The following is a 17,479-nucleotide window of genomic DNA, read 5'->3' as shown; positions in this document are numbered from 1 at the left end:
TGTCAATCCTCTTGGTCGAGGGCGTTGAGCCAGTCGTTGGTTACCAGCTGTAGCCGGACGGTGTGGTGGAAGTCGATCAGCCGCAGGGTTGTTTCCGGACCGGCCCAGCGGATTTCGGGAACCCTGTCGTCGAGGCGAGCGGTTGGTTCGCCGAGGGATCTGGTCAGTACGTCCGCCATCCGGGCATACGCCGCCACTGTGTCATCGCGGACGTCCGGTGTATCAGCTGCCTGGGTGCTGACGGTGACTTCGATGCGTACCGCGTCGCCGTCGAAGCCGATGATGTCAACGGTGTCCGGGCCGAGACGGGAGGCGAACTGAACCCGGTCCGTTGAGTGGCATGGTCTCCGTGTCCCCAAAGCTCGGATGACAACCGATCAGTCCTGGCGTGCCAGCCCGAGCAGTGGCAGGTTGAGGTCGCGTTCGTCCGCGTTCTTGTTCCACGCGGCGTAGGTCAACGACTCTGGGTCGCTGATTCGGAACGCGTCACGGAGTCCGGTCACCACCATTGCCGCCAACTGGCGGTATATGGCTGAATTGACCGGCCAAGGCAGCTCGATCCACCAGTAGGGGCCATGGTCGTCATCGGGTTCCTGCCAGCCTGACTCGGTGATCAGGCGGTATCCCGTTTCGTCCGGCCGTGCGGGGGGTTCGAGGAACTCATCGCCCACCAATTCGGCCAGTAGCTCGCTGTCGGTCTGCGCGAACTGCGCGAACCGCTGGTGGCCTGGAGGAAGTCCTGCTTCTACGATCTTCACAATCGCGCCTGCGGGTAGTACCGCTAACTGCTCGGCCAGTCGCTCGGCGAATCCCGTCCAATTCGTCATGTCAGGCCCTGCCGTTCGAATTCGATGGATCTATCGAAAGCAGCCAGCGAGGCGTTCGTTTGATACGTCACCTGGACAGTATGTGCGAGACTCAGATTCTTCAGGAGCAATGTTGTTTCCGAAAATGCCCAACGGATTTCTGCGGCTTCCCCCGGCATGCGGGCAGTTGGCTCGCCGAGAGCGGCGGTTATAGCGCCGGACATCCTGACGAACGCGTCACGCACCATTGCTTGGCCGGTCGCGTCCTCGCTCGCGGAGCCTGTCACCATCAACTTGATGGACTCTGCCACCCCGTCGCGGCCTGTTACCGCACCGCTGCTCAGCCCGAAACCGCAGTCGAGCATGACCCAATCCGCTCGGGTCATTAATACCTTCCAGTCGAACCTTGCCGCTATCGCGGGCACCTCTTGCAGCTGCCACGACCAGTCCAATGACGGTAATCCGGTAGCCAATTCGACTATCTCGTCATCGGTCAGCGCGCGCCATACCACCATGGATTCACCTTATTCATATCACCGGATCGGACGGCTGGCACTAGTGAAGACCAGAGATCCGATCATCGCCAACCCGATCAATGTCACGGTCATGGCCATGCAAAGCGCTGGCGCAGAGACGTGCTTCAGCAGCAATAGCCCTCAGCGCATACGGATCTATCTCTAGGCCACTGGATCAGTTGATGGTACGTTCCTCGCTCAACGGGTTACCGGCCGCATCGACTTCCTCATAGTCGATACTGAATTCGAGTTTCGCGCTTCGACACTGTTCGGCAAGTTCATGCAGCCGGGCGACGGCGGCCTCGACGGCGCCATCGATATGGCCTTCGAGGAGGAAGTAATTCGGGGGATTCTGCGGTGATGCCTCATAGCAGAGCAGTTCGAAGTCGTCTGTTTCGTAATGCGTTTCCCATCCTCGGCGAGGCTGCACACGTAGATCGTCGGTCGAAAGCCACGATCTCAATATCTGCTCGACAATTTCCGGATCACCGGTTTCGAAGCTTCCGTGGAACGACGTACTCGGCACGAATCTACTCCAATCTCACAATCGTAATCTCAGCTATTCTACCGAGCGGCGTCTGGCTTAGTCCTCATCGTAGAAGGTTCGTGATAGCTGGGCCCTGCCGCAGGATCATTCGGATCGAGGGCGGCTGGTAGGAAAGTGTCAACGTGTTCTCGATGCCTTCCCATTGGACCCACGTTATTGTTCCCGTGGCGCGCCTGGTCGGCTCGCCGTAGCTTGCGGTAAGAGCCGTTGTCATTCGAGTGAACGTTTCATTTAGTTGTGAGCTACTGTTGTCATCCTCAGTCAGGGTGGCGACCGGCAGATCAATGAATTCGGCATCGCCACCGCTGCCACCGATATAGCAGTTACCAGGAACGGATCTGGTGTCCATGGTGATTTGGTCGGATTCTACGTTTTCCAGTGTCCAGAACGCTGCCGCGCCACCGAGGCCGAGCAGGTCATCCATCCGCCACGACCAAACCATGTTACGGAGTTCACCGGCCAGTTCGACAACCTCATCATCCTCCAGTGCTGATCGTCGAACAGGTGGGGTGTGGGGTTGGTTTTCGTTAGCAGACCGCATCGGTCGGTCGTTGAGATCGACCTTGTATACGAACGGTTCGAACGCTGAGTTCGAAGTCTCGTCACGCAGTCCTCGGTCAACGATCTTGTTTGCTTTTCGACGTCTTTCCGGATTGCCGACGACGGTCGACCGTAACGGGAGGGTGTCGTGGATCGCGTAGATAGAGGGATCGAAAGGTGGCAGCGGTTGATCGGCGACCGCGGTGGCGTCATCGGGTGTGGGTATCGGCGTGGGAGAGGTAGCCGAGCGTTCCGGTGATGCAATTTCGGTCTTGGCTGAGGGAGGTTCGGCAACTGGTCGTCGACGCTCGGCAATAGTGAACCCTACTGCACGGCAACCTAATTCGGCGAGACAAAGCCACTTGGCGTATTTTGTGCCGGGTATGGCATCGAGGGTGACGGTCCATTCTTTGGTGCCGGTGCGTACCAGAGCGAGAACCATCGAGGTGACCGTTCGGTATTTGGGGTGCTGTTCGGTGCGGCGTCCCAATTCGGTGCCAACGGGGGCGGCCCCGCTTCCGGATAGGCTGAGTCCCAGGCAGTCTCGCAGTTGATCGAGGTGGGATGGGTCGAGCCGATCGTGCAGGACCAGCGTCAGTTGTCTTTTCAGAAGTTTCACGTCGCATCGATCCAGTTAGGTCCCAGCAAGGGAAGGCTCAGAGACTTGTTATCGTCATTCGAGGGTGTCGATCGACGCCATTCCATCACGTGATCACCTTTAGTTGCTCGATCTCTGGCCAACAGCGGCATCCGATATCCTTCCGCTCACGCTAGCGTTCGCGCTCCAGCCCTCGCTCGCGCGCCTCGCTCTCTCTGGCTCTTGTCCGGTGCGGGGCCTCTTCGGGACGCTCCCGCACAGACTCGCGCGCATCGTGGCCTTGACTGACCTCCCATAGGAAGCGTTGGACAATGATTTCGCTCGGGAACCCGCGGTCGATTCCCTTGGCAGCTTCCGCATAGCGGCGCGCGAGCGAGTCGTACGGAACTTCGATCGGTTCGCGTCCTGGCTGCCGGTAAATCAACACCCCCTTCTCCGCAGACCTTCCGATCGGATCGTGATTGCGGACCAATTGATAGACTTTCGGATCGAGGGTCCGCATTTTATCCGCAGCCAGCTCGAGGCTCTTTGCCTGCCCGACGGTCTCGTTGTGGTCCTGCCGAACGAGCTCACGACCGAAAACATCTAATACGTTTTCATATGTCCGGGCGCGTTCGGCCTCCAAAATCCGGGTCGTGATATCGGTCTGCACGCGATTCAGCCCCAGCGTTTCGAGCGCGCGTGAATCGACTGCTCGTTCATGTTCCACAGCGCGGTGAATCTGGTTATACATCTCGCGCACCTGCGCGGGATCGGGTTCCTTGCCCAGCGCGGCGGCCTGTTCGAGTTCCCGGGCCCGTTCGCGGATTAGTTCCACGAATTGTGCAGTTGCTCGTTCCTCCGGTTCGCGAGCCTCCATGACCTTTTCGGTAGCCTGCCGCACGAATTCATTTCGGAACGCATCGCTTGCTTTGCCGAGGGTGCTGGCGCGATCGAGTTCCAGCCCGTGAGCGACAATTCGTTCGTGCTTCGGATCCAGTCCCAATTTCTGAATCGCTCGAGCTTCCATTTCTCGCTCATGTCGAATGACGCGTTCCACGGCATCGTAGTTCTGTAGCACATCGGCCAGTTCCGGGGCCTTGCCCTCAGCAAGGATGCGCTCCAATTCATGAGCTCTGTTCAGCTCGTGCTGGACGAATCGTGCACGTTCCTCGAGATGCCCTTCGCGGAATTCTAGTACCTTCTGAGTGGCAGTCTCCAGGAGGTGTCGGTCGGCGACTTCGAGTTCAGCTGTTACCGAATGATTTTGCTCGTGGATGCTGATTTCCAGAAGGTGCTCGGCAATTTTTGCCGAGTTGCCCAGATCGAAGTCGCGCAGCACGTCCAGGCGGCTTTCGAGTTCGAGCCGTTGCCCCGTGGTCAAATGATCTCTTGCCAAAACGAGATCCCTGCTCACCCCGGACAGTGGACCTCCCCGCTCCAGTGCGCTCCATGCCCGGTCGAGGGCTTCCTTTGCTTGGGCGCGCTCGATCGTTGCCTCGATATCCGGCAGTCGGTAATTCGCCAGCTCGACGACCAGCTCCACACTCTCCCGCCAATAGGGGGCGAGGCTCTCCAATGCCTGCTCGCGCTGGGCCGCGAAATCTCGGGCCAGCTCCTGCCCGCGTTGCGTGATCAGGTCGCGTGGGGGAGCGCTGGCGCGCTGATTGCCGTCGAGATTTTCGGCAACCTCGGGAGCCGGTTTGTCGTTGGGGAGCTCACCCTGGAAGCGGTAGAGATCCTCGATCGCGCGCTGCGACTCGCGCTCTCGGGCTCCGTTCAATCGGTCGGCGAGTTCTTGTGCCCGATCCTTATCGGTTGTTTCGACGACAGGAAGTTCGGGACTTGAATCGAACGCGCTATCCGGAACGATCAAAGATATGTCTTCGATGTTCAATTCTGGATATTTTGACTGAATTTCCTTACCTGCCGCTTTGAGTGGCTTGGAGATATCGGATGTGGATCTCACAACTCCTTTCAGGACAGCGTTCGAGAAGGTTCTTGCCTGGCTGTTGTAAGCGTTCTTATTGGCATCTATTTGCTGGGCTAGATCCCATATCTCGGATCGGGTGAGATCTTTCAGCTTCAACGGCACTGTCGGCGTTGCATCAGCGGCTCGGATTGCAGCCCGACCGTCAAAGCGATCGGCAAGCAGTTCATAGAACCGGTCCCGATCGATAACGAGCGCGAAATCGACATCTTTCGCTTCGGGTTTGCGCAGTGCAGACCCTTGAATGTACGGGTCGAGGTCGCCGAGCCCTGCGCGGTGGAGAGCTTCGTGGAAGTCTCGGGCGAAGGCGTTGAAGTGTTCGGCGCTGTCGAAGCGGTACGGGTAGCCGCGTTCCGAAACAACGTTGGCCCAGTTATCCATGTGGCGCGCGAGGGTGTCTGCGGTAACGGGTTTCGCGATGCGCGATCCGGTCTGTATGAGATCGGCGATGCTGCGATCGCTGAGCCCGAGCTGGCGCCCTTGCTCGACCAGTGCGCTGAGCTCTCGGTCGCTGTAGCTGAGCGTGAATTTGTCGGGGTCGCCTGCGACTCGGTCCCGGACCTTGTCGATGAGTTCCTTGGCTGGGGTCTGTGATCGGTCGTCGGAGAGGCGGCGACTGAGTTCACCCTTGTCGACCGGCTCGCGGGACTGATTGCCGCCAGAGCTTTCTGCTTCACGGACGGGCTGGGCGTTGTGCTCGGGCTTGCCGATATTGAGGTTGTCCTGCAGCGGTTTCCAGTTAAGGCTTGGGTCGCTGCGATCGATATGGGACTGGTCGCGATATTCGGGTGCTCCATGTTGGTGGAATTTGTCGGACGCGGGTCGATCATGTGGCTGGTCCGGCGGTTGAATATGGTCCCGAGGTACGTCGAACCCTTCTGTGCCTGCTGGTATCCAGTCGGCTGCCGGCGCCGTGGTTGGAGTAGCAACGTCGCGCGGTAGCTGCGTGTGGTCGGGGCCTAGTCCTCGAAGGTCCCTTGTTCCGGCCAGGTCCCGTCCTGGCGGGATTTCCATTGCGCCCACGCCGCTGTGCGTGACGCGCCAGCCCGGGTCGGCCGAACGCTGAGTGGGTGCTTGGTGATGATCAGTTGGAATTCCTCGGTCGGCTCCGGGGGTTGGAGCAGCGACTCGATTCGGACTTGATACTGGATTGTCTCCGAGTCCTCGTGTGTGCGTTGAATTGTCGTCCGGGTGCGATGTGGGTAGATCTGGGCGCCCTGGACCGGTTGGCCCGCTTCGATCGCCTGGTCGTACATCTCCCCGATCGTGAACGGATGCAGACTCGGGTGCACCGTCACCACGCCCGTTTCCCGGTTCACCACGTAGCTGGTCAGGCCCAGATCCATGCCCCGCGCTATCTCCTCCGGGGTGAGTTTCGGACGGCACACCCATCCGTGCTGGAACGAAATCGGCCCTTCGAACTGCAGGCTCGGGAATGCTTGGGCCAGATACTGCTGGACCTGTTCCTCGGTTTGGAACCGTTGTGCCGCCATGTGATCCTCCATTCGGGTCGCAAATCATGAATCGCACCCCCATCGACCTGTCGACCAGGTGCGTTGGGGGCTTATCGGAGATGATCGGCGGCTTCGGTTGCGCGTCTACCCACATCGGCCCGCTTGCCCCGTGTGGGTAGACGATCGCGGTTGCATGCGAACCCCCCATGATCGGACTGCCGTCGGGGTTGTAGAGCTTTTGCCCAGTTTGGGGGTCGAGGGCATGCCAGGCATTGTGCACGTATGCCGAGGCACCCGGTCCTTGTTGAGCTACCCAGTCATGCAATGCCTGGAACTGCTCGGGTATCGATCTGCCGCTGTCGTTGAAATGTTGCCAAGTGCCGCCGATCCATGCTTCGGCGCGCTGTAGACCGAGCGCCTCACCTCCGTGGGTGTCGATGCTGCCGTCAGGCAACACATCCGGCCATCGAGGGGCAGCGACCATCGGCCGACCGTTGTGCGTGGACAGGATCGCCATCGTGCAATCACTGCAGTCGTTGCTACGACCCGGTTTCGTGGGGCCACCATCGTTGATGTGCTGTGCGTACAGGTGCGGATCGGCACCGACAAGGAATCGATTGCCAGCACGGACGGAATCCTCGACTACGTGTTGATACGCGGGATCCTCGATGTTGTCGAGGTTGCCTTCGCCGATCACCCGACCATCGGCGATGTCGCCGCGGGTGACTGGGGTATTGGCCTTGGCGATGTCGTTGCTCAGCTGGCGAATCTCGTCCGGGCTGAACCCGTGTCCGCGCTGGCCTGATTCGGTTTGCAGTCCGAGATGGTCGCGTAACTGCTGGACGATCGCGTCGGGGTGGGCGTCGGGATGCCATGGACCGGAGGTGTCACTGACGTGGATGTGGAGGTTCGCCGCTGCCGGATCCGGCGTGTGCACCAAGTCGATCAGCACGCGGTCACCGGACAGCAACCGTTGGCCGTGATTGAAGGTCAGATCCGTTGCAAACTGCGCCCTTTCCCACAACCGCGCCACCTGTTCTGGGGATACGCTGCGGTCGGCGGTGACATGCACCTTGATGCCAGCTACCGCGACGGGGCCTTGGTGCTCGTCGGGGTAGCGCCGGAAGTCATAGGCGGGCTTGGCATTCGATCCATGCTCAGCGGGCACCGGAGTGGAGTGGCCGCCCTCGGGCAGCTGCTGGCGGTACCACTCACGTATCTGTCGCACCTGATGTGCCTGCTGCAACTCCTGAGGCGACAGCCGTTGCGGATCCTGGTGTGGACCAGGCTGATCCGGCCTCGGCGCTCTGCCCGGATGCTGGGGATCATTTGAGCTGTGCGCGTGCGGACCGCGCTGCTGCGGTGCGCGCGAATCCGAGTACGGCGCTGAGTGTTCCGCTGGACCCGCATGTCGTACCGGTGTTGGCGGGACCGGTGTGTGTGACGCGATGACTTGCGGGGGCGTCGAGCTGCGAGGGGATTCGGGAGGTGCCAGTGAAGTGCGGGAGTGCGGTGGCGGGACCTGGTGCGGGCTGAGTTCTGGTGGACGCTGGTGTGGTGTCGACGGTGTGCGGGCTACCGGCTGGTGTGGTGGTGTCGGCTTATGAGTGGGCGAATTGTGGGGCGCTGGCGCCACATTCGTTGGTGAGTGATGCGGCGAAGGTGAGACGGGTCGATGTGTTTCAGGGGAATGTTGCGTCGGCGGTGTCGGAGAGTGCGACTCCGGCGCAGGCGCATGCGGTGTCGGTAGTGGCGACTCGGGAGCACGCGAGGACATCCACGGCGCGTGCGGCGAGGGTGACTCGGAAGCGTGCTGCGACATCGAATGCGGTTGTGCCTGTGAGTGATCTGGCGATACAGGCTGCCGTGGAACCGGGTCAGGCGTGGTCGGCGGATGTGGTGTCGTCGGCTCGTGCGTCGGTGCGTGAGTTATCGGTGGCAGCGATTCCGGTGCTCGCGACGACCTCCATGGTTCCTGTGGTGCCGGAGGCTGGGATTCCGGAGCAGGATCGCTGGGGTGCGATTGTCGCTGCGTGTCGAGCCAGTTGCGCACCTGGATGTCGTGTGGACTCTCGCCCGGTGGGTGGGCGCGGGCGGCGGCGATTTCTTGTTGGGTGGGTTGGTAGCGGCCGATGTGGGGGTTGTATTCGCCGCTGTAGAACGGGTCCATCGGAATGATGCGGCCGTCGTCGAATCGCGCGACGTATTTGTGGACTTCGGGGTCGAAGCCCGGACGGTGCGGTGGCGACTCCGATTCCGGTGCTCGCATCGACGACATTTCCGAGCGGTCGACCGGATTATCCTGCGGTACAACCGATTCGGACGCGCTCGCTTGCCCTGTTCCTGAGCGATCCGTTCTTCCTGCGGATTGATGATCATCGCGATTCGTGCCGAAGTCATGAGTTTCGGCGAATCGAGGGTTGTCGAGATGGGCGAAGCGCGGGTTATAGACAGGTTCGCTCACCTTGACAGACACCTGGTTGCCGTGGGCGTCGAGGATGATCTCCCGCGGCCAAATTCGGTACACGGTGTCGCCTGAGATTCCACCAGGGGCCAAGACCTCGGCTTCCTGGTGGCTGCCCGCGTGGTACCGGCTGCGGGCAGTGGCGTCGTGGAAGGTGGCGTCCACGTCGATGCCGTGCGGGTGGTAGAGCTCATGCATGTACAGCGTCTGCCGGTAGGTGCCGTCGGGCAGACGTTGTAGCTTTCCCTCGTCGGCGAGCCGGTTCAAGTCGTTGCCGGCGATCTCCGTTTCCCGTGCGATGGTGTGCTCGGGACTTCGCGACAGCGATACGAACCCATCACCCTGGCCAGGGCCGGTGTGGCCGACGTGGGCGCCGATGTTGAGGTTGCTGGGGTCGCGTGGCGCGAAGCCTGGACCGAAGACCTCCGGACCGCGCGAATCCATCCGGAACAGTGCGTTCTCGGCGTCCAAGAACGCGTCCCCCGCACTGAGGTCACGCCATATCGGTGACAGGTCGTCGCCGTGATGGCTGACCACCATCTGCGTGGGATCGATCGGTGCCACAGTGTCGTTCAGTGCGTCACGTGGCATGGACCGCGTCAGATGATCGGGCAACTCGCTGTCGTGGCATCCCGGTTTGAACGCGTCGGGTTCGACGCTCGCGTAGAGCCGTTTCTCCTGCGGGTTGGCTAGCTCGTGGGCCACCACCTCGGTGAGGTAGCGCGGGTCGAGCTTGTCGGGGGTCTCCAGCCGCGGTTGTTGCGGCTGAACTTTGTAGACGTCGTACTTACCGAGAACCAGGCTGCCGTCCTGAATACCGCGGACGACGTCGTCGAACGACATGCCACTGTTCGCGGCGTACTTCTCGACGAACTTCTGCTCGTGATAGGCCAACTCGAACGGTGCGGTACCGGGCTCGTAGGGCGATGCAGACCGGTCGGCTGGAACACCACCCGTAACGCTGGGGTCGTCACGTGGCCCTGGTGGGCGGTTGTGGTCTGTTGTCGAGTCGTGGGAGCCGGGGTCGGGGAAGGCGTGCTCGCCTCCGCTGGGCATTTCTGGCCGAGGTGAATGACCAGTAATCGGTTCGGGGGCCGATGTGTCGTGGCGCTCGCCGCTGTCGGTTAGGAGGCGATTACTCCGTTCTGGGGCCACGCTTTCTCGCGTTTGGCCCGGAGCATGATCTGTCCCGCCGCGGACCGGAAGATCACGTCCTCCGGTTGGTCCGTGCGGGCGGTGTTGTTCGTCGTGTCGATCGTCAGGACGCGGTCGAGGTTGTCCCTCGTCTCCCCGAACTGGTATTCCACCTCGTTCGGGTCGTTCCTGATTTGGTTGTAGTAGATCAGTAGTGCCATCGTGTGGTCCCCATAATGTGTCGTATCGTTCGCCGCTGCGCGGTGCCGCAACTGGTGCCCAGTTGTGGTCGATGTTGGCGTGTGCGTGGGCCTGTTGATAGAGCGCCCCCGGGTTGTCGCGATAGTAGTTCGACTCGGCTAGTTCGTGTTCGAGCAGCACGAGATCGGCGGGGTGCGGTCTACCGGATCGCAGTCGGATCCATGCTTCGGCGATGTCGGGGTCCGCGTCGTAACGCCGGTGTGTGACGGTTCCGTCGTAGTCCTGGATCGGATGTTCTTCGCGGAACAGGTGGTTCTTGATCTGCTGGATATCGTCGTGTGTGAAGTGCGTCCCGTTGTCACGCGGATGGTCGGCGAGCACATGGGCGATGTCGTCGATATCACGGTCGTCGCTTCGGAAATGGTCGTAGGCGTTTTCGGCCCATTCGAACGCCGCGAAATCGTCGCGTGGCCGGACCGCTCCACCCGAATAGGCGACGTCCGGCTCGTCTGGTGTGGCGGCGTCACGTGGCGCGTGATCAGTCGAATCCGTGTGTGGCGAGTCGGTGCGATGCTCACCTGATGCCGCAGAACCTCCACGGATGTCACCGCTGGAAGGCGGGTGCGTAATGACCTGCGGTGCCTGGTTGCCCGTGCCCTCGGTCGAGGTGTCGCGAACTTCTGGCTCGAGTGTGTGGTGGCTTGTATCGTCGGGCCGGTCCGAAAGATCGGCGGTTCGTCGAGGTGGGACGCTGTTGGGATCGTCGCCTGGTGCACGGTGGCTGCGGGGCTCTGTATTGCGGTCCGCAGCAGGTGTATTGCGGTCGGCGGTGGGCGCGCGGTTGGCCGTAGATTCCGGGGAGCGGGGCGCGACGCGTTGTCCCGTGTCCGCGTTGCGCGGACTCGCCGAGTTTGTGGTTTCTCGTGGCGGGGATGCGGTGTCACGTGGACCCGGCAGGTGGGTATCGGGTCGACTGGCGGCTGAGTTGGGGTGTGGGGACCGGTCACCGGCCCCGTTGGCGGGTGTCCGCTCAGTTGGCTGGTGCGGTGCGGAATCGAGACATGGTGTGTTGCTGGCCGTTTCACGTGCCGGGGGTGTTGATGCCGTCCGATCCGGGGTGTCGACGCTGCTGGATGAACGAGGAGTATCGCCGGGGCGCTGTGGGGTTGTGCTGCGATCGGTCGGGGCAGGGCTCTCTGATCGGGGCGAACTCTCCGAACGCTGGGGGACGTCGGTGGATGCCCGAGCTGTACTTGTGGGCGAGGGACGGTCGCTGTTGGGTGTAGCCGCGTTGGATACAGGTGTCGCTGACCCATGCGCGAGTTGTCGGTCCGGTGTGGGTGTCGTGGTGGTCGCCGACGGTGCCTGTCCGACAGTGCCGCGGTCGGGCGTCGAGTGCCCGCTGGTGCTGCTTGTGGGTGCGGCAGATGGGTCGGAGGAAATGGAACGGCTGTCGGCGGTATGGCCGGTTCCTGCCGAATTCGATTGGGTCCCAATCGGGTTGTCGTGGCCGACGGCAGTGGAAGTCGGGCCGTGGGTGTCCTGGACTTCTGCTGTCGTCGCGGCAGCCGATGAGGTGCTCGCCTCTGGGTTCGTTGCGGTGGACGAGGCCGCGGTGTCGGGGTGGGTTTGGGGCGTCGGTGTGGATGCGGCGGTGGTCGAGGGTTGCCCACTGCCAGCGGTGACCGAGGATTCATGGGAGGAGTCGGCGTGAGTGCTGGCGGGGGTCGTGGTGCTGGTCGATGATCCGGTCTCGTGCGGAGTGACAACTTCATGCGGTTTGACGCGACCGAATCCGGCGCCTGCGCCGTCGGCGACGGTGCTGAAGTCGACGTGCCCCCCGGAGGCCGCGGCCGCGGCTGCGGTGTTGCCGGCGATGTTTCCGGGGACTGCACCCACGCCGCGGGTCAGCACTGCGCCCAGCGAATTCGATCCGACGTCGGTGCCCACCGTGCTGGCCAGGCTCTGGCCGGCTTTCGCCGCGATCGGCCCGGCCACCGCGCCGGCGACGGCGCCGGCGCCGGCGGATCGGCCAATGGAGCCTAGGTCGAGGCCGTCGCGGTTGCCTTCGGCGATCTGGACACTCTGGGCGGCTAGATCCGTGCCTGCGCCGAAAGCCGTTCCGAAAGCTGAGCCGCCGGCGGCTTCCCCAACGATCTTGGCAGTCAGTTTTGATGCCGCATGCTCACCCAACTGGCTGGCTGCTTCCAGACCGATTCGTTCGGCGAGGAATGTCGCGCCTTTGGCAGCGAGCTTGTCGATCAGCTCCTGCACCGTCTTACGGATGATGAGTTTGACGGCGGCAGCGGCAGCGAAGTCGGCGACCTGACCGATACCGGGTACGAAGGCTATCGCCACCATCGCGATCAACGAAAAGTAGATCGACAGCTTGGCGTATTCGATATCGGTGGCGCCGTGTTCGAGTTGTTTCGCGAAGCTGTCGCAGGCGTTGATGAGGCCTTGCAGATCGCTGCCGTCTCCGCCGGCGACATCCTCCCAGTAGGTGGACATCGCGTCGTGGATTTTGCCGTCGATAGCCGACAAAGCGGTGTTCATCGCTTGATCGGCAGGCTGCTGCAGTTCCCGCAGGGCATTGGCCATGTTCGACCAGTGTTCGGCTGTTCGGCGCATGGCGTCTTCGTCGCCCTCGGGCCAATGACCGACAAGGAAGTCCTCCAGCCATCCCAACGGGCCCGGAAGCTGCGGAAACCACAGAGTCATAGGTGTTCGTCCCTACAGTGGCCGGAACGGGTCGGCGTTGTGTTGATCTTGGGTTTGCAGGCCGTTGGCGGTGGTGGTGATGCGATCACCGGTCGTCTTCAGCTTGGTCGCCAGGTTCGCCAGCGCGGCAAGGCATTCCCCGACACTGCCCTGACCGTCGCCTTGGGGGTAGTTCTGCTCGAACTGCTGTCCGGGCTTGTCCTCACCCCAGCAGCGACCCTCGGACTCAATACCCTGCCGAAGCGTCTCCAAGGCCGAATTCACGTCATCGCCCAACTGCTCGAACAGCGGCGATACCGCACGTAACCGGTCCGGATCAGCCCACAGCTCAGCCACGTTCGCACTCCCACATCAGGTTTCGGACAGTCTTCGACTTCGACGCTGCGGCAGCGCCTTTGGTTCCAAGAAGCTATTTCAGCTCAACGTGATTGCTCGGGCGGCGGCGATGTCCTGGACAGCACCGCCTGCAGATTCCGCAAACTCGGTGCGCCCGGAATGATTTCGTTGAGATCCGCCATACCGTCCACGATCGACTTGATGGGCACCAGCACCTTCTCACGGGCCGTAGCCGCCGCCTCGACCGCGCCCCGGATCGCGGCATTGAGATCCTCGGTCAACTGCTGCGGTGTGCTGCGACGGTAGGCATCGTCGACGATGGTTATCTCCGTGACCATCCCGGAGGAGTTCACGGTCACCCGCGCGAGATTGTTCGGTGTCGTCGCATGGATCTTCATCGCGGCGAGCTTGTGCTGGATCTCGCCCAATTCATCGATCTCACGGTCGAAGTCGTTCTGTATCGCATCCAATGCCGAACGCAGCCCCGCGTTGGCCGACCGGATCTGCTCCTGTTCCCATCGCTCCACGCAATCATCTCCCGTCGGATTCGGTTGCGAGACGGCGACTTTCGGCGGCATTCCACTCCTGCCACCAATCGGCCAGATCCGAGCCACGCAACTCCATGTTCGGGAAGCTGTCGGGGTTGACGATCACCCACGTCTGCTCCTGCGTGCACACTTGCTCGAGCACTTCCCGGCCCGAGACCGTCCGGCGCAGCCACGGGTTGACATCACTGAGCAACATGCCCGCAGAGGTATGAACCTGCAAGAGCATGGCGTCGCGTACGGCGTGCAGCGGCAAACCCCGCCGCCCATCTGGATCATCGGTGGGCAGAACTACAATGAGCTCGCTGCGGCTGAACGCGTCGATGAATCGACCGATGTTGTTGAACCCGTAGTCGACTCGCCACATCACCAGCTCGAACTCGTTCGCGATGTCCCGACGCGCGTACTGCGGAGTCGGAATGAAATCCGGATTCAACCAGATCTCAGCGAATCCGCCCTTATCATCGGCCAACCAGCCGCCGATCACGTTGGTCTGCCCGATCGCCGACTTATCGGCCCGCGGGTCCACGAAATGCTGCCACTTACCTGGATTGGCGCGTGCCCACGCGAAATCCGCCTCCGTCGGCTCGGGCAAGACCTGGGTACTGTCCGACAGATAATCGGAAATATGGAGCTTGCCCTGTTGAGCCCGCTGGCCCAGATTCATAACCGCCCCTACCACTCGTTCGGGCCATGATGGACACATGTGGACGCCCCGGCCAGATCAACTCGCAACCACATCTAAACCACACACCTTGTTGCGCAGGCCAATAGAACTGCCCACTGATAGAACTCGCTAGATCAGCCAGGACTTCGGTTGGCCATAACCTTGTTCCCTGGCCTCGTCCTCATCGGTCCAATCGGACGGCATCACGTAGTTGTCCCTGCTGTTTCTGGGGCCGGCCGCGGTAGCCCTGGCCCTGTCGGCGGTTTCGCGTAACAGTCGATCATGCTCGGCACGAGCCTCGCCAGCCGCTGTCTCTTCCCGGGTCTGCTGGTGCTGTTGTTCGCGCTGGATCAGCTCTTGGCGGACGTCGTCGAACACCTCGGCACCGCTATGAGCTGTCCGGGCATCGGCGTCGAGAAACCGGTTGAGAACCGTGCGTGAGGCCGCCGTGTATTCGGCGACGATTCGGTCCATCTCGGCCGCATAGTTCATTTCCGATCGCCCATTTCTATCTCGATCTTCACACCGTCGACTCGTGGAACCGGCGTTGTCGCGGGCTCGGGTAGGGGCGCCGGATCGGTCGGCGGTTCAATGTCCGAGGCAACTTGTGATCCGCTGTCCAATGGTCCAGCTGTTGCCAGCACCGGTCCTAGGGGTATTGCGCCGTCCGGTCCGGGTGGGGTGGCGAGTACCCCATCGAAACCTGGGGGGGAGACCCACATCGGTTGGGGCAACACGAGTCCGGTGGAGCTGCGGTCGCGTTCTGCTGTGTTCTTGCCTCCGCCCGCGCTACTTCCAGGCATGCCGCTTGATGTCGAACCCGTGGTTGCCTGCGATCCGCTCGAGGAGGATCCGGACGTGGAATCGGTGGTCGCAGTGTGTGATGTCTGCTCCACCGACGTTCCCGACTGCGTCACCGGCACAGACAGTGTCGCCGTCGGCGCCTCCACCCGCGTTGTTGCCCCGCTACCTAATGCGGGTCCCGCAGTAGGGGTTCCGGAGTCGTTGGATGCGTTGGTCGTCGTGGGAGTTGTCGTGGAATCCCCACTTGGAGTGAAGAACGGCACGCCGTCCTTGATCCCCATGGAGTACTGCTGCGACTTACCATCGGCGCCGGTGATCTTCGCGGTGACCGTGCCGTCCGAGGCCTGCGTTACCGTCATATGTTGGCCGGCGACAGTGAAGTTCGCCAGGGTCTTCGATCCGGATGTATCCTTCGCGCCGGCAATCGTTGATCCCGTATCGGTCGTGGTGCCGCTGAGTCCGGTCAATCCTTGTTGGACGGTGGTCCCGAGCTGGCTGAGACCTTGCTGCACTGTCTGTCCGACCTGGCTGGCTTGGCCGGCAAGGCTCGTCAGCGTCTGCAGCGGATTCGTTTGCGAAGTGGTCGAGGTAGCCGATGTGGGGATTGTTGATGTCGATTGGGGCGTGGTCTGCGGTGTGGCCGAGTTGACCCCCGCGGTCTGCACGCCGGTGCTCGCCGCGCTGGTCTGGGACGTGGAAGATTGCGTAGGTGTCTGCTGGTCCTGCGGTTTGGGAAACGGTTTGGGATCGTGGTTGTCCAGCAGGTCCATCACCGGCTGATAGGCACGGCGAATGTAGTAGTCGGCCAGCGCGCACTGATGAATGAAAGCCTTGAAAGCCTCTCGCACCGCCGGACCGAAATGATCGGTCAGCCATTGTTTGCACACCGGCTGGATCTTCGACATATTGGCCGCGTTGTTCAGCATGACCGAGCCGTCGGACTCAGTAATGTGCAGCTGCCGGATTGCGACTTGCGTGTCGTTACCCAACCAGTCCCTGTCTCCCGATGCCACCGTGATGATCGCGCTCACGGGGTCTTCGGCGCCGTCGAGCCGCATAGCGTGCCCGGCGACCGGACATTGGGAGCTGTCGAACCCCGCGACGAAATTCGCCTTGTCCCTGACGATCTGCAGTAGCACGTCGGGCAGCCCATTGACAGCTGCGGTAACCGCTTGCACGTACTGGCTCTGCTGATCGGCATGCGCGTGCAATCCGGCCAGATAATCCTGAGCGGCTCCGCCGGCGTTTCCCTGCCATACCTCAGGGACCGCGTCTTTTATACCGGCCAGGTCGGTCGTGATATCAGCCGTGCTGGGGTGAGAATCAGTCCCTGAGGAGGCAGCGGCGAGCGCTGCGGAGAGGCTGCGCAGGCTGTCGAGGTTCATGCTGCGCTGTTGGTCGTAGTAGGTCCCCTCTAGTCGGCGCATCTCGTCGTTCGGATCCTTGATGGTGTCGATACGTTCACCGCCAACCGCCGAATCGTCGAGACTCAGCGGCTCGACGACGATGCTGTCGAACCCTGGCAGTTTCAACAAATCCCACACACGGTGATAGCGAACCAGCGCCAACCGGAACCACTCGAGCCCCGGAGCAGCCTGATCGAGCAGTTTGTTGACATCGGAACCAGTGAGTTTCGGCTTGTCGTTCCAGATCGCCTTATCGAAGACGCTATTGCCGTCTTCCTTAAGAAAACGCGCGAGGTCCTGCTGAGCCTTGCCCAGGCCAGCTAGATACTGCCGCTCATACTGTTGGGGAGTCGTCATGCCGATCCCAACTGGCCCTCGGCTGCGGCGATTTGAGCATGAGACTGCTCGTCGGTAGTCACTGTCGTAGTCACTGCTTGCCGCAGAACCTCGACCGTAGCGCCAGAGGCCTCGGACCACGACTGCAGCATCGTAACGATCCCGTCGACACCCGCCGCGAGCTTGTTCCCCTGCTCCAAATAGTCCTGTCCAGCATGGGCTGCCTCGAATCCAACACCCGCGATCCACGTCGCGTGCCCCTGGGTGGCATCAACCGCCGGCTCGATCGTGCGTGCCATACCAAGCACCGACTCCGGAACGAAAAGCACTGCCCCTCCACATTTTCCGATGTCACCCACAAAATACCAACCCGTCGAAACCGGTCGGCTTCATGATCATGACACACCCGGAAGAAGCGCTCGATTTGAAAGACGTT

General features: G+C 61.8%; 17 protein-coding genes and 1 pseudogene. 5 read left to right on the top strand and 13 right to left on the bottom strand.

Annotated features, from left to right (window positions below; all coding sequences use genetic code 11):
- Positions 1-2: 2 nt before the first annotated feature.
- The 8 genes and pseudogenes from ACIBG0_RS28975 to ACIBG0_RS28940 all read right to left on the bottom strand — a co-directional run.
- Positions 3-359 carry a DUF6301 family protein gene (locus ACIBG0_RS28975; protein ID WP_329414682.1) on the bottom strand — a complete coding sequence of 119 codons (357 nt, stop codon included), beginning with the start codon at positions 357-359 and terminating at the stop codon, positions 3-5.
- Positions 360-377: 18 nt separating this feature from the next.
- Positions 378-827 (bottom strand): TY-Chap domain-containing protein, encoded by a 450-nt coding sequence (locus ACIBG0_RS28970; RefSeq protein ID WP_397036569.1) that lies wholly within the window; start codon positions 825-827, stop codon positions 378-380.
- Positions 824-1,321: a DUF6301 family protein gene (locus tag ACIBG0_RS28965; RefSeq protein WP_397036567.1), complete on the bottom strand. Its 498-nt coding sequence runs from the start codon at positions 1,319-1,321 to the stop codon at positions 824-826. The genes ACIBG0_RS28970 and ACIBG0_RS28965 overlap by 4 nt, the downstream gene beginning before the upstream one ends.
- A gap of 175 nt (positions 1,322-1,496) precedes the next feature.
- Entirely contained in the window at positions 1,497-1,847 is a 351-nt protein-coding gene (locus ACIBG0_RS28960) for a hypothetical protein (RefSeq protein ID WP_397036565.1), read from the bottom strand.
- Positions 1,848-1,911: 64 nt separating this feature from the next.
- Complete coding sequence (locus ACIBG0_RS28955) at positions 1,912-3,027, bottom strand: DUF6301 family protein (RefSeq protein ID WP_397036563.1); 1,116 nt, start codon at positions 3,025-3,027, stop codon at positions 1,912-1,914.
- A 151-nt stretch (positions 3,028-3,178) separates the two neighbouring features.
- Positions 3,179-5,998, bottom strand: coding sequence for a hypothetical protein (locus tag ACIBG0_RS28950; RefSeq protein ID WP_397036640.1), 2,820 nt, complete (start codon positions 5,996-5,998; stop codon positions 3,179-3,181).
- The gene (locus ACIBG0_RS28945) at positions 5,935-6,468 is read right to left on the bottom strand and encodes a hypothetical protein (protein WP_397036638.1); all 534 of its coding nucleotides are present in this window, start codon (positions 6,466-6,468) and stop codon (positions 5,935-5,937) included. Before ACIBG0_RS28945 ends, ACIBG0_RS28950 begins: the two co-directional genes overlap by 64 nt.
- A 109-nt stretch (positions 6,469-6,577) precedes the next feature.
- Positions 6,578-7,003, bottom strand: a pseudogene (locus ACIBG0_RS28940) (toxin glutamine deamidase domain-containing protein); the annotation flags it as partial.
- Between ACIBG0_RS28940 and ACIBG0_RS28935 the strand changes: the two are divergent.
- Both ACIBG0_RS28935 and ACIBG0_RS28930 read left to right on the top strand, forming a co-directional pair.
- Positions 7,004-7,234, top strand: a complete 231-nt coding sequence (locus tag ACIBG0_RS28935; RefSeq protein ID WP_397036637.1) for a hypothetical protein — start codon at positions 7,004-7,006, stop codon at positions 7,232-7,234.
- Positions 7,235-7,324: 90 nt separating this feature from the next.
- Complete coding sequence (locus tag ACIBG0_RS28930) at positions 7,325-7,762, top strand: hypothetical protein (protein ID WP_397036635.1); 438 nt, start codon at positions 7,325-7,327, stop codon at positions 7,760-7,762.
- A gap of 2,255 nt (positions 7,763-10,017) precedes the next feature.
- Here ACIBG0_RS28930 and ACIBG0_RS28925 read toward each other — a convergent pair.
- Positions 10,018-10,248, bottom strand: a complete 231-nt coding sequence (locus ACIBG0_RS28925; protein WP_397036561.1) for a hypothetical protein — start codon at positions 10,246-10,248, stop codon at positions 10,018-10,020.
- A 145-nt stretch (positions 10,249-10,393) separates the two neighbouring features.
- Between ACIBG0_RS28925 and ACIBG0_RS28920 the strand changes: the two genes are divergently transcribed.
- The 3 genes from ACIBG0_RS28920 to ACIBG0_RS28910 all read left to right on the top strand — a co-directional run bounded on the left by ACIBG0_RS28920 (position 10,394) and on the right by ACIBG0_RS28910 (position 13,255).
- Complete coding sequence (locus ACIBG0_RS28920) at positions 10,394-10,810, top strand: hypothetical protein (RefSeq protein WP_397036560.1); 417 nt, start codon at positions 10,394-10,396, stop codon at positions 10,808-10,810.
- A gap of 754 nt (positions 10,811-11,564) precedes the next feature.
- Positions 11,565-11,942, top strand: a complete 378-nt coding sequence (locus ACIBG0_RS28915) for a hypothetical protein (protein ID WP_397036558.1) — start codon at positions 11,565-11,567, stop codon at positions 11,940-11,942.
- Positions 11,943-12,409: 467 nt separating this feature from the next.
- Positions 12,410-13,255 (top strand): hypothetical protein, encoded by an 846-nt coding sequence (locus ACIBG0_RS28910; RefSeq protein ID WP_396958404.1) that lies wholly within the window; start codon positions 12,410-12,412, stop codon positions 13,253-13,255.
- A gap of 113 nt (positions 13,256-13,368) precedes the next feature.
- On the opposite strand, the gene ACIBG0_RS28905 is transcribed toward ACIBG0_RS28910, so the two are convergent.
- The 4 genes from ACIBG0_RS28905 to ACIBG0_RS28890 form a co-directional block, all read right to left on the bottom strand.
- Complete coding sequence (locus ACIBG0_RS28905; protein ID WP_397036556.1) at positions 13,369-13,812, bottom strand: YbaB/EbfC family nucleoid-associated protein; 444 nt, start codon at positions 13,810-13,812, stop codon at positions 13,369-13,371.
- 4 nt (positions 13,813-13,816) lie between these two features.
- Positions 13,817-14,497, bottom strand: coding sequence for a hypothetical protein (locus ACIBG0_RS28900; RefSeq protein ID WP_397036554.1), 681 nt, complete (start codon positions 14,495-14,497; stop codon positions 13,817-13,819).
- A 129-nt stretch (positions 14,498-14,626) separates the two neighbouring features.
- On the bottom strand, positions 14,627-14,989 hold the full coding sequence (locus ACIBG0_RS28895; protein ID WP_397036552.1) for a hypothetical protein: 363 nt from the start codon (positions 14,987-14,989) through the stop codon (positions 14,627-14,629).
- On the bottom strand, positions 14,986-17,292 hold the full coding sequence (locus ACIBG0_RS28890; protein ID WP_397036550.1) for a hypothetical protein: 2,307 nt from the start codon (positions 17,290-17,292) through the stop codon (positions 14,986-14,988). The genes ACIBG0_RS28895 and ACIBG0_RS28890 overlap by 4 nt, the downstream gene beginning before the upstream one ends.
- Between the last annotated feature and the right edge of the window lie 187 nt (positions 17,293-17,479).

The sequence above is a fragment of the Nocardia sp. NPDC050630 genome, assembly GCF_044457245.1.
Classification (GTDB): Bacteria; Actinomycetota; Actinomycetes; order Mycobacteriales; family Mycobacteriaceae; genus Nocardia.
Note: the sequence above shows the minus strand (reverse complement) of the source record. Positions and strands in the feature narration are given on the sequence as shown.

Excerpts from the sequence above, each read along its gene's own strand:
- ACIBG0_RS28970 (WP_397036569.1), bottom strand. The coding sequence starts at position 827 with ATGACGAATTGGACGGGATTCGCCGAGCGACTGGCCGAGCAGTTAGCG.
- ACIBG0_RS28965 (WP_397036567.1), bottom strand. The coding sequence starts at position 1,321 with ATGGTGGTATGGCGCGCGCTGACCGATGACGAGATAGTCGAATTGGCT.
- ACIBG0_RS28945 (WP_397036638.1), bottom strand. The coding sequence starts at position 6,468 with ATGGCGGCACAACGGTTCCAAACCGAGGAACAGGTCCAGCAGTATCTG.
- ACIBG0_RS28925 (WP_397036561.1), bottom strand. The coding sequence starts at position 10,248 with ATGGCACTACTGATCTACTACAACCAAATCAGGAACGACCCGAACGAG.
- ACIBG0_RS28910 (WP_396958404.1), top strand. The coding sequence starts at position 12,410 with ATGCTCACCCAACTGGCTGGCTGCTTCCAGACCGATTCGTTCGGCGAG.
- ACIBG0_RS28900 (WP_397036554.1), bottom strand. The coding sequence starts at position 14,497 with ATGAATCTGGGCCAGCGGGCTCAACAGGGCAAGCTCCATATTTCCGAT.
- ACIBG0_RS28895 (WP_397036552.1), bottom strand. The coding sequence starts at position 14,989 with ATGAACTATGCGGCCGAGATGGACCGAATCGTCGCCGAATACACGGCG.